At 69.4% G+C, this 11,793-nt stretch carries 11 protein-coding genes; 8 read left to right on the top strand and 3 right to left on the bottom strand.

Going from position 1 to position 11,793, the window contains the following annotated elements:
• A partial coding sequence (locus tag NL1_RS38385) for an SGNH hydrolase domain-containing protein (RefSeq protein WP_281180901.1) occupies positions 1-793 on the top strand: 793 nt, incomplete at its 5' end.
• A 28-nt stretch (positions 794-821) separates the two neighbouring features.
• On the opposite strand, the gene NL1_RS34220 is transcribed toward NL1_RS38385, so the two are convergent.
• The 3 genes from NL1_RS34220 to NL1_RS34210 all read right to left on the bottom strand — a co-directional run bounded on the left by NL1_RS34220 (position 822) and on the right by NL1_RS34210 (position 3,438).
• Positions 822-1,202: an RNHCP domain-containing protein gene (locus tag NL1_RS34220; protein WP_307624405.1), complete on the bottom strand. Its 381-nt coding sequence runs from the start codon at positions 1,200-1,202 to the stop codon at positions 822-824.
• 41 nt (positions 1,203-1,243) lie between these two features.
• Positions 1,244-1,627, bottom strand: a complete 384-nt coding sequence (locus NL1_RS34215) for an RNHCP domain-containing protein (RefSeq protein ID WP_067848643.1) — start codon at positions 1,625-1,627, stop codon at positions 1,244-1,246.
• A gap of 293 nt (positions 1,628-1,920) precedes the next feature.
• Positions 1,921-3,438: a serine hydrolase domain-containing protein gene (locus NL1_RS34210; protein WP_067848641.1), complete on the bottom strand. Its 1,518-nt coding sequence runs from the start codon at positions 3,436-3,438 to the stop codon at positions 1,921-1,923.
• Between the two features lie 263 nt (positions 3,439-3,701).
• On the opposite strand from NL1_RS34210, the gene NL1_RS34205 reads away from it, so the two are divergent.
• The 7 genes from NL1_RS34205 to NL1_RS34175 form a co-directional block, all read left to right on the top strand.
• Positions 3,702-4,718 carry a GAF domain-containing protein gene (locus NL1_RS34205; RefSeq protein WP_067848638.1) on the top strand — a complete coding sequence of 339 codons (1,017 nt, stop codon included), beginning with the start codon at positions 3,702-3,704 and terminating at the stop codon, positions 4,716-4,718.
• Positions 4,719-5,056: 338 nt separating this feature from the next.
• Positions 5,057-5,500 (top strand): GyrI-like domain-containing protein, encoded by a 444-nt coding sequence (locus tag NL1_RS34200; RefSeq protein ID WP_067848636.1) that lies wholly within the window; start codon positions 5,057-5,059, stop codon positions 5,498-5,500.
• The gene (locus NL1_RS34195; protein ID WP_067848633.1) at positions 5,497-5,931 is read left to right on the top strand and encodes a GyrI-like domain-containing protein; all 435 of its coding nucleotides are present in this window, start codon (positions 5,497-5,499) and stop codon (positions 5,929-5,931) included. The genes NL1_RS34200 and NL1_RS34195 overlap by 4 nt, the downstream gene beginning before the upstream one ends.
• 254 nt (positions 5,932-6,185) lie before the next feature.
• A complete protein-coding gene (locus NL1_RS34190; protein WP_067848629.1) occupies positions 6,186-6,956 on the top strand; it encodes a hypothetical protein in 771 nt (256 codons plus the stop codon).
• On the top strand, positions 6,953-9,100 hold the full coding sequence (locus NL1_RS34185; RefSeq protein WP_067848626.1) for an Rv1355c family protein: 2,148 nt from the start codon (positions 6,953-6,955) through the stop codon (positions 9,098-9,100). Before NL1_RS34190 ends, NL1_RS34185 begins: the two co-directional genes overlap by 4 nt.
• A gap of 67 nt (positions 9,101-9,167) precedes the next feature.
• The gene (locus NL1_RS34180; protein WP_067848650.1) at positions 9,168-10,985 is read left to right on the top strand and encodes a putative bifunctional diguanylate cyclase/phosphodiesterase; all 1,818 of its coding nucleotides are present in this window, start codon (positions 9,168-9,170) and stop codon (positions 10,983-10,985) included.
• Positions 10,986-11,072: 87 nt separating this feature from the next.
• The coding region (locus NL1_RS34175) for a glycosyltransferase (protein WP_156095181.1) at positions 11,073-11,793 on the top strand (721 nt) is incomplete at its 3' end.

Below are 11,793 nucleotides of genomic sequence, written 5' to 3'. Positions count from 1 at the left end.
CGCGGCCGTGCCGCGGGCGACGATGCGTCCGACGGTGTTCGAGGCGCCCGCCGACGGCGCCTACCCGTCGCGGGACAAGTGCATCGCGGACTGGGACACCCGCGAGGTGATCACCTGCACCTACGGCGACGCGGGCGCGGAACGCACCATCGCCGTGGTCGGCAGCTCGCACGCCGAGCACTGGGTGCCCGCGCTGGACGTGCTCGCCCGCGAACACGGCTTCCGTCTCACGGTGTACCTGAAAATGGGCTGCCCGCTGACCGTGGCGGCCGAGCCGATGTACAAGGGCGAGCCGATCCCCGACTGCCGCGACTGGTCGGCGGAGGTGATCGACCGCCTCGGCGTCGACCGGCCCCAGTGGGTATTCACCACCGGCACCCGCCCGCGCGACGGCACCGGCGACGAGACCCCGACGGATTACCTGGAGGTCTGGTCCCGGTTGGCCGAACACGGACTCAATGTGCTCGCCGTCCGCGACACGCCCTGGCTGCGCCGCGACGGCGTCCGCTACCGGGCCATCGACTGCTTGGCCCAGAGCGGGGACGGCGTCAGCTGCGGCATGCGTCGGGTCGACGCGCTCGACGAGGTGAACCCCGCCGCCGAGCCCGCCGCGTCCTTCCCGAACGTGTTCCCGCTGGACCTCACCGACGCTGTGTGCACGCCGGAGGTCTGCCCGGTGATCGAGGGCAACATCCTCGTCTATCACGACGAACACCACCTCACCGCCAGCTACTCGCGGTCGCTGGCTCCCGAGCTCGGTCGCAGGCTGGCGCCGATCCTCGGCTGGTGGTGAACCGGGGCCGGTTGCCCGGCCCCGGCGGTCACAGCGCTAGCAGAGCTCGTCTGACCGGTCGTGGATCGGCCAACGGCCGCACCGCGATTCGCATCAGGGCCAGCGCATTGTCGTCGCCCGCGATGCGGTTCGCCTTGAGCGCACCGCAGGCGGCGCACTCGTGCACGAGCAGCCATTCGCCGTCGGCGCGGGCCGAGAGGCTGACCGCGGCCATCCGCGCGCCGCACGCCGACGCCCGGTCGCCGGGTATCCGGCCGTCGACGTGACGGCTGGACAGGCAATGCGGGCAGTGGTTGCGATGCGCCGTACCCGGTGCGACGACGGACACCGCCATGCGGCAGCCGATGCAGCGGAAAGCGTCACCGGATTCACCGCCCGCCCCGTGCAACACATCCTTGCGGCGTTGCACGCGAGTGGATTTCGACTTTCTTCGCGGCATCCAGCACCCGCCTACATGTCGCCGAAAACTTCGAGCGGGAAGGGCGGTTCCGCGAGCGGACGCACGGCCAGCCGCATCAGGATGAGCTGATTGTCGTCGCCGCACACCGGGTGCAGCGACAGCTCGTGGCAGCGGGTACAGCGGTGCACCAGCGCCCAGGAACCGTTGCGTTGCACCGCGATCGACAGCGGGGCCATCCTGCCCAGGCAGTCGGACGCGCCGCCGTCGACGTGATCGACGGTGTGCTGCGAGTGCAGGCAGCTCGGGCAGTGGTTGCGTCGGCTGTCGTCCGGCGCGAGCGTGGCCACCACGAGGCCGCAGCGCACGCAGGTGAAAGTGCCGGTCCGTAGCGCGGGGCTCGGACCACGGTGGGTCGAGGTGTTGGGGTCGGACACCCGGGTTCTCCTTACTCCTTGGCTGTGTGAGCGGGAGCAGGCCGAGCGCGCCTCGAAATGTCAGTGGCGGTTGGCTTTACCGGCGTGGTCGAGATGTCGAGCCACGCGTTGAGGCGCCCTCGGCGCGAGCCGGGTCATACATCGTCCTCCTTCTCGGCGACCTGCTCGGTCGCATCTGGTTTCGGCGCGGGGAACTGTAGCGCCGCGCTCGCCGTGGGGCCACCGATTATTCGTGGCGGCACCGCACACTCCCGGCGCGACCCGGCGGGCGCGCGGTCGGCGCATCCCCGTGCTCAGCGGGGCGAGTTACCGAGGGCCGCGACCGCGCCGGAGATCTGCCCGGCGATGTCGAGAATCAGCCGGAACACGTCCTCGGGGAGCGGTTTTCCGTTGCACCACAACACATTGCATTCGGTCGACGCGTACGGCCCGACGCCGAGTAGTACGGCGGCGACGGTGAGCGGGTCGACGAGTTTGCCGAGATCCTCAGGGCTGCGCACCAGCGGCTGGCTCGGATCCTGGATGGCGTAGGGATCCTCGAACGGCAGCGCGGGCTGATCGAGGACCGCGGCGCTCGCCCTGCGGAACAGTTCCTTGTTGTCCGGGTTGCTGGTGCCGGTGAGCACTCCGGTCGGGTTGCCCGGCTCGAGCCGGGTGGGCACGCCGAGGCGCACGATCACCAGATCGCGGCTCGGCACCACGGTGAGGAATTGGCCGAGCGCCCCGGAGAAGGCATAGGTGTCGCGCGGCGAGCCGATGAACACCGGATGCGAATAGAGCTGGGCGACGGGCACATTCACGCCGCGGTAGGTGTCACCGGCGTTGAGCCACCACAGGAATCCGTAGCCGCCGTTGGCTTCCGTCGGCGTCGTGGCCTGGCGGATGTAGCCGGGATCGATGAGGGACCGGTCCGCCCATCGACCTTCTTGCAGGAGCAGCCTGCCGATCCGGGCAAGGTCGGCGGGCCGCATCGCGAGACCGCCGTTGACCGCGGTGTTTCCGCTGCGGTCGCGCAACCAGACCCAGTTGCCGCGGTCGATGCCGAGGGGGTCCATGACTTCCCGCTGCACGAAGTCCTGGAAGTCGGCGCCGGTGGTGATCTCGATGATCTTCGGCAGCAGCGCGAGGACGTTCTGGGCGTACTGGAAGGTGCTGCCCGGCTCGTAATCGACCGGCGCGGCGAGTGTTTGCAGCACCGAGTCGGTCTGCAATCCGGCTAGGTCGGCGGGCCAGCTGAAGTGGATGCCGGTGGTCTGGTTGAGCACTTGGCGCACCGTGATGCCCGCGTGCGCGGCGTCGGCCTGCGGGAAGAACGCGCCGAGCGGGTCGTCGAGGCCGAAGTAGCCCATGGTCACCGCGCGTCCGACCGCCACCGAGGCGACGCCCTTGCTGCCGCTGGCCAGTGGCATCGGCACGTTGCCCGTCGGCGTGTGGTCGCCGACCAGGCAGCCGTGCCGGTAGATCTGCACCGCGTGCGACCCGGTGCGCGCGCCGAGCGCCACCGCGTCGGCCACCGCCGCCGCATCCATCCCGACCTCGGCGGCGTCCCGTCGTTCCGGCGCCTGACCCGCCGCGGGTTCGGCGCAGCCCGCGGCGGGCGCGGCCGTGGCGGCGGGGGAGAGCAGTGCCGCCGTGACGAGCACGGTGGCGCCGAGCCCGGTCACCCAGGCATTGCGGCGGAAGAGCATGGTGAATTTCCTTGGTGAGAAATGGGTGACGCCACGGGCATTGGCGATCTGCGAAGCCAGCAGCAGAGCGGCGGCGATCGGCAGCGCGACGGCCGCGTGGCGCGGGCCGTTCGTCCTCGTCATCGAGGTCCCCCTAGCGTGCTCGGGTCGACCGGCCGGGAAAGCTGTGGAACTGACTGGTCTCAGATCGCGACTGTAGCGCAGGAGTGTTTCGCGGCACAATCGCCGACTGGGGGCTGAGGCGCGCCGTGTCGCGCGAGGTACCCGGCCGCTCGCGTGACCGTTAAAGTCGGTGTCCGGGTGAACGGCCGTGGGGATCGGGCCGGTTTGTGAGAGCGAAACAACTAGGAGTTACACACCACCGAAGTACGTGAGGGGGAGGACGTATGTGGTTTCTCATCGATATCGCGGAGCCGGACAAGGTGATTCGGCACGTGCCGAAGGAGGGGATGGCGCGGGCGCGTTCGCTGCACAGGGCGATACGCCCCGCCGCGCTGGCTGCGGCGGCCGCAACGGTCATCGCGCAGGCGGTCGAGAGCGGGCGGCGATGCGAACGCGCGGTGCTGCTGCGCGGCGAAACGCACCGGGCCGTGGCGATTCCGGTGCCGGGACCGGACGGCGCGCCGCTCGCCGTGCGGTTGTGGGCCGGTGCGTCGCGCACCGAGCCGCCCGACCCGCCCGCTGTCGACGCTTTCGTGTGGGACAGCCGCCAGTGGACGTTGCGCAGTCATGGCGGGGGCGGCGGACCGGTGCTGCCCGAGGGGCATCCGATGCTGCACGGCGCGTGGTTCCTGTCGCGCGTCATCGAGTGCGAGGACCGGGATCGGCTGATGACCGCGGCGCTGGATCCGCGTCCGGGCGTCGCCTGGCGCGGGCCCATGCAGGTGCGCACACCGGACGATCGCACCGCCAGGGTCTTCGGTTTCCTGCGCTATCACGCCGAGGGCGCGCTGCGCGGGCTGTTGCTCGAGGTGGCGGCCGACCGGCCGCCCGGCCTGGTGCCCGCGACCTATCGCGACGACGCGGCCGTCGCGCTGCTCGGTGGCACCACCGCGCTGATCGACGCCGAGACCATGCAGATCATCGAGTGGCTGACCCCGCCGCTCGGCGACATCGCCTGGCGGCACCACCCGGCCTCGCGCGGCATCGATCCCGACGACGGCCGCGAATTCACCTTGGCCACCACCCATCTCGTGCACCCCGACGACGTGGACGGCTACCTCGGCGCGCTGCGCGAGCTGGCCGAGCATCGCAGCGAGCGAGCCAGGGTGGCGGTGCGGCTGCTGACGTTGCGCCAGGACTGGCAACCCGTCGAGCTGTACGGCGCGAGGCTGCCCCGCGGTCTCCCGCGGTTCCTGATCTGCCTGATCCGGCCGGTCGGCTCGGATCCGGTGCCCGAGTAGGGAAACCGGGCGCGGTTCGGTCGGACGGCGGCGCCGGTCGCCGCGCGGCCGGACGCGCGCCGCTCGGGGGTGGCTCGAACATTGCTGTCGATTCGCTATCGGGTTGTCGCGGCGCCGAGGCCGCCGACGGGTGAGCGCGGTGTCGTGGCGAATATCAGCGTCGCCTCACGTCCCGCGAACCAGCGTCCTACAGGACATCTGTCCAGTTCAGCGCGCCCATCCGGCCGGACGGTCGGTAGGACATGTGATCGGTACCACCCCGATCATGTTGATAGCATGGCGTTTCTAGCCGACCGGATGCGGGCGGGCCCCCGGATGCACCTCGAAAGAGTATTTCCATGCAGTTTGAAATCGTCGAGCGGGACGAGACGTGGGTTGCCGGATTGCCGGTGCGCAGCCCGAAGCGTGCCCTCGGAAAACTGCGTGACCACGACTTGGAGGCCGCCTGGGCCGCGGTGCTGCACCAGGAGCTCGGCGGACCGCTGGCCAGCGCCTACACCGACTACACCGGTGAACTCAGCACGTACAACACCCAGATCGTGGGATATCAGTGCGGATCCTTCGCCGAGGTGACTCGTGGCCATCTGGTCGCCCGGCTGCCGCGCGGCAGCTACGCGAAATTCTCGTCGGTGGGTAATTTTCCGCAGGTGATGACCGACCTCTGGACGCAGATCGCCTACGCCGAGGAACACAACCAGATCAAACGGACCTATACCGGCGATTTCGAGTGTTACCCGCACGCGTACAAGATCGATCTCTACCTGGCGGTCGATCCCCGATGACCTATGCGATCGTCGTCCGCAACGAGGCGCTCTACGGCGGATTGGCGGTGCCGCGAGTGCGGCCCAGCTTCAAGGTCAGCAACAGCGATCTGATCGAGTTCCTGAAGGACCGGTTGCGCGACCGCGGTGCCGCCGACCAGCCCATGTACACCGTGTACGTGCCGGATCCGGCCGGAAATTACAACGCGATGGTGTGCTTCGAGTACGCCGCACCCGACGCTGTTCCGGTCGGCGATTTACTCGTACGGGTACCGAAGGGCGTCTACGCTCGTTTCGAACCGAACGGGGACTATCACGACCCGGTCGAGGATGTGTGGGCCCAAGTGGACGACGCGACCGCGTCCGCCGAAATCACCCGCGCCTATCGGGAGGAGATCGAGGTCTGGCGCGGGCCCGAGGCGGTCGAGTTGTTCATCTCCATCCTGGTTTGATAGCTACAGGTTAACTAAATGTGAACCGACTGGTCTCTCGGTTCTTACTTAGGAATACCTTGCAGCCTTTGACCTGCGGCTATTTCGGGGATCACGATCAGTTTTCGGGATATTAACCAGACGCCTGGTCAATTCCTGCTGGATGACGGATACTGCCCTAGGCAAACTCTCCCGGAGCGCTCGGCGGCGGGAGAGTTCGTCACCCCGGCTCGAAGAACCGCGCGCGGGCGCGGTAGCAACGGAGTAGGAAAACCATGGCTGTCGAAACAGTCGCAGTCGGCGCCTTCGGAGCGCGCGATGCCGAGGTGTTGCGGTTTCGCGACATGCATTCCGGCTATGTCTTCCACGTGGCTTCACCGGACGCGCATCCGGATCTGTGGCAGCGCTATCTGCGCGGTGCGCTGGGTGTTTACCGGCATTACGAAGTCGAACCGGCATTGGAATACGAGAAAGTCGCCGACGGGCGCTCGACGTCGTTGTTCTTCGCGGCCGTCGACCCGGCGGGCGAGGTTGTCGCCGGGCTGCGGGCCCAGGGTCCCTACCTCGTCGAGGACGAGGTGCACGGGCTCGGCGCCTGGTCCGGCCGCGACGGCGAGGCCGACCTTCGCGCGATGATCGCCGAGCGGATCCGCGAGGGCATCGTCGAAGTCAAGGCGGTCTGGGTGACGTGCGAGGGCATCGCGCACCGTGCCCAGCTGGGCGCCGCGATCTCCCGCTGCGTGGTGCACGCGGCCTGGCTGCTCGGCGCGCGGTTCGGTTTCGTCACCGCCGCGGCGCACAGCGCCCTCCTGTACGAATCCAGCGGCGGCCGGATCGCCGTCGGCGTGCCCGCGGTGCCGTATCCCGACGATCGGTATCGCACCGTCCCGCTCTGGTGGGACACTCACGCGTGCCGGACCAGCGCCACCAAGTTGCAGGCCTCCCTGCTGGCTCTCGAGCGTGCGGCGCTCGGCGCCTGGTTCACCCAGGCGCGCCGCCTGTCCGCCGCGGGCGATGCCCGGATGGGGGGACTGGCGCAGGCATGAACGGTGACCCTGGTCCCGGTGCGGACTATCGGCCGCTGATCCTCGACGAGACGATGCCGGACGAAGCGTCCGTCCTAGTGCAACTGCGCAAGTCGCCGATGATCCGGATCGTCGACTTGCGCGACGTGCTGCACGCCGAGCTCGTCAAGGTGCACAATCCCCCCGGCGACCCGGTCGGCCCGGAAACGGACCGCTGGGTTTACTACCCGTGGCGGCGCACGCTGGTCGGTTTGCCCGGCGAACGGACCTACCGTGCGATCCGGCTCGACCGCAACCGCAACAAGGTGACCCGCGCCGAGCAGCGGCGGCTCGCGGGGCTGGCCGTCGGAGTGGTCGGGCAGAGCGTCGGTCACGCCATCGCGCACACCCTCGCCATGGAGGGTTCCTGCGGGCTGCTGCGGCTGGCCGATTTCGACGACATCGAGCTGTCGAACCTGAATCGGGTGCCGGGCAACGTCTTCGACATCGGCGTGAACAAGTCGATCGTGACCGCCCGGCGGATCGCCGAGCTCGATCCGTATCTGCCGGTCGAGGTGTACACCGCGGGTGTCGACGAGCACACCATCGACGAGTTCCTGCACGGGCTGTCGATCGTCGTCGAGGAATGCGACTCGCTGGACGTCAAGTTCGCCGTCCGCCAAGGCGCGCGCAGGCATCGGCTGCCGCTGCTGATGGACACCAGCGACCGCGGGCTCTTCGACGTCGAACGCTACGACCTGGAGCCGGAGCGCCCGCCGTTCCACGGCCTGCTCGGTTCGACCACCGCCGCCGACCTGCGGGGGTTGTCCACCAAGGAGAAGGCGCCGCACGTGATGCGGATCCTGGACCCGAAGGAGCTGTCGGCTCGGATGGCCGCGAGCCTGGTGGAGATCGACGAAACCGTCACCACCTGGCCGCAGCTCGCGGGCGACGTGCAGCTGGGCGCGGCCGTCGTCGCCACGGCGGTGCGCCGCATCGGCCTCGGCTACAAGCTCTCCTCCGGCCGCACCAGGATCGATCTGGAGCGCGGTCTCGACGGCCTCGCCGAACCGGAGCCCGAAGAGCTGGTGTGGGTGGACGAGTCCCATGCCGCCGCGACCCCACCCGGACCCGCCTGGGCGAATGTGCTCGAATGCGCGCAGCGCGCGCCGTCGGGCGGTAACACCCAGCCATGGCAGCTGCGGATCGAACACGACGCGGTGCGTATCGATCTCGCGCGCAACCTGTCCTCGTCGCTCGACATCGGTTATCGCGGCAGCGCGGTCGCGATCGGCGCGGCACTGCACAATGCCCGCGCGGCCGCCGCGGCGCACGGCATCCTCGGCGATCACCACCTGATCGAGAACGACGGCACGCCGCTCACCGCGCTGCTGGAATTCGGCGCGGGCTCCGACCCGCTGCTGGCCCGCGACTATCCGGCGGCGCTGGCGCGCGACACGAATCGCAGGCTCGGCACCGGCGCGCCGCTCGCCGACGGCGTGCTCGCCGGTCTCGCCGCGGCCGCCGCCACGTCCGGTTGCGCGGTGCGCGCGATCACCGGCCGCGCCGAGCTTTCCGAAGCTGCCGTGCTGATCGGCGAATCCGATCGGATCCGACACCTCACCCCGCGCCTGCACGAGGAGATGTACGGCGAACTGCGCTGGCCGGGCGAGGATCTACGTACCGGCATCGACGTGCGCGGCATGGAGCTGGCGCCGGACGAACAGGCCAAGATGCGCATCGGCGGACGCGCCGATGTGATGGCGAGATTGCACGAGTGGTCCGGCGGCGCCGCGCTCGGCGAGTACAGCCGCGATCGGGTGCTGTCGAGCTCGGCGCTCGTCGCGGTCACATTGCCGTGCGGACCGGGGCCGGACGGCGCGAGTTTGATCGATTACGCCACGGCGGGCGGGGCTTTGCAGCGGGTCTGGCTGGAGGCCGAAAGGCGCGGTCTTGCGGTGCAACCGGTGTCCCCGGTGTTCCTTTACGCACGGCACCCCGACGAGCTGATCGCGATTTCCCCGGATTTCGCGGATACACTAACGTCACTTCAGGGCCGTTTCCTGGACCTGCTGGGAGTGCCTGGACATGAGATCATGGCGTTGGTGCTTCGCCTGAGCTACGCGGCAGCAGCCACGGTCCGCAGCAGGCGGCTTCCAGTGCCGGGCGCGGGCGACCGCAGCTAGCACGATCGGAGACAAGGTGCCTCGGCGAACGCTCGACTCACTGGTGACGCAAGTCGCCGCCGAGTTGATGGGCGTCGACGCCACGACCATGGTGGCGGCGAGCGAACGCGTGCTGGCCAGACTGGTCGAGCATTTCGACGTCGACTTCAGCTACCTGCGGCACACCGACCGGGAACGGCGCGCCACCATTCTCATCGCGGAATGGCCGCACCGCGGCGAGATCCCCGATCCCGATCCGCTGAAGGTGGTGCAGTTCGAGAACGCCGACTCGGTGTTCCGCGAACTCGAGTTCGCCACCGAGCCGATCATCGTGCGCCCCGATGTCAGCTCCGCCGACTATCAGGAGACGATCCGGCGCTCCTCGGGGATTCCCCAGGTGGCGATGGCTTGCGTGCCGCTCATCTCGCGCGGCGAATCCACCGGCGTGCTCGGCTTCATCAAGCAGGGCGACCGGGATTGGAGCACCAGGGAACTCAACGTGCTCAAGGCGATCGCCGCGTTGTTCGCCCAGGTGCAGGCGCGGGTGGTGGCCGAGGAGCGGCTGCGCTACATCGCGCTGCACGACGATCTGACGGGCCTGGCGAACCGGCGCGCGCTGCTGGAGCACATGGAGGACCGATTACGCCCGGGCAATCCGGGCCCGGTCGCCGCGTTCTTCCTCGACCTGGACCGGTTGAAGGCGCTCAACGACTTTCTCGGACACACCGCGGGCGACAACTTCATCCGCACGCTCTCCTCGCGTCTGCGCGAGAACCTCGACGCCAACGACATGATCGCCCGCCTCGGCGGCGACGAATTCGTCATCGTGCCCGCCAAGCCCATGGACGCGGTCACCGCCGAACTGGAGGCGACGCGGATCCAGCAGCTCATCGGCCGCCGCGTCACCGTCGGCGGCGAATCGGTGAGCCGCGGCGCGAGCGTCGGTGTGGCGGTGGGCATTCCCGGCGAGACCACGGTGGCCGACGTGCTGCGCCGCGCCGACCACGCGCTGCTCTCGGCCAAATCGGGTGGCGGCAACGGTGTCGCGGTGTTCACCGACGCCATGCGCGCCCAGTTCGAGCTGCAGGACGATGTGGAGCTGAACCTGCGCGGCGCGGTGTCCGACGGCTCGCTGCTGCTGCACTACCAGCCGGAGGTGGACCTACGCACCGGGCGGATCGTCGCGCTCGAGGCGCTGGTGCGCTGGATGCACCCGACCAGGGGACTGCTGCCGCCCGGCGCGTTCGTCACCGTCGCGGAGGCGACGAATCTGGCGGGCGAGCTCGGCCGGTGGGTCATCCGCTCGGCCTGCGCGCAGTTCGCCGAATGGCGGCGCCGTGGTTTGGCCGCCAACGTGGTGATGCGCATCAACGTCTCGCCGGTGCAGCTGGTGAGCCTGGATTTCGTGGAACGGATCGAGGACATCCTGCGGCTGTTCGGCATCGACGGCAGTTCGGTCTGCCTGGAGATCACCGAACACGTCGTCGTCCAGGATCTGGCGCGCACCCAGGTGACGCTGCGCGGTCTCAAGCGGATGGGCGTGCAGATCGCCATCGACGATTTCGGCACCGGCTACAGCTCGCTCTCGCACCTGAAGGCGCTGCCGGTCGACGCGGTGAAGATCGACCGTGGTTTCGTGCAGCGGCTCGGCGCCAGCACCGACGACCTTGCCATCGTGAAATCCATTATCGGGCTCGCCGGTTCGTTCGGGCTCGGCGTGGTCGGCGAGGGTGTGGAGACCGCGGTGGCCGCGCGCACCCTGGTCGGCCTCGGTTGCTACCGCGCGCAGGGCTTTCTGATCGCCAGGCCGATGCCGTCCGATCAGGTCGAATCGCATCTCGCGCTCGGCCGGATTCCGCTGGATCTCGACCTGCCGCGTGCCGCGCGTGGTGTCGCCAAGCACTGACCGCGATCCCGGTTCTTTCACTGCTGTTCACCGCTCGTTGAGCGCTACGGTGCCTGCGATATCCGGTTGCGCTGCAACGATCGGCGGGTGCGCATCGTGCAGCTGGCGAACTTCTACGGTCCGCGGTCGGGTGGGCTGCGCACCGCCCTGCACCATCTGGGCGCGGGCTACGTGGCGGCAGGGCACGAGGTGGTGCTGATCGTGCCGGGGCCGCGCCGCACCGAGGAGGTGCTGCCCGGCGGCGCGGTGCGAATCACCTTGCCCGCCTTGGCCATTCCCTGGACCGGCGGCTACCGTGCCGCCGATCCGCGCCGGGTCGCCGACGTGCTCACCGGGCTACGGCCCGACGTGCTCGAGGTGTCGGACCGGCTCACGCTGCGCGGCTTCGGCCGCTGGGCGCGGCGGCGCGACGTGGCCAGTGTGATGATCTCGCACGAACGCCTGGACCGGCTGCTCGGCCAGGTCCTGCCGGGCAGGCTGGCCCGCCGCGGCGCCGACATCGCCAACCGCCGCACCGCCGCCGAATACGACATCGTCGTCTGCACAACGGAATTCGCGCGCGCCGAGTTCCTGCGCATCGGCGCGCCGAACGTCGAGTTGGTGCCGCTCGGCGTGGATCTCGACCTGTTCAGCCCGCGCAGGCGCGACCGCAGGCTGCGCGCCGACCTCGCGGCGGCCGGGCACCCGCTGCTGGTGCACTGCGGGCGGCTTTCGGTCGAGAAGCGCGTCGACCGCAGCATCGAGGCGGTGGCGGAGCTACGCAAGGCAGGCACCGAGGCGCGTCTCGTCGTCGCGGGCGACGGCCCCC

The sequence above is a fragment of the Nocardia lijiangensis NBRC 108240 genome, from assembly GCF_001613045.1.
Classification (GTDB): domain Bacteria; phylum Actinomycetota; class Actinomycetes; order Mycobacteriales; family Mycobacteriaceae; genus Nocardia; species Nocardia lijiangensis.
This window is presented reverse-complemented; position numbering and strand designations above follow the sequence as displayed.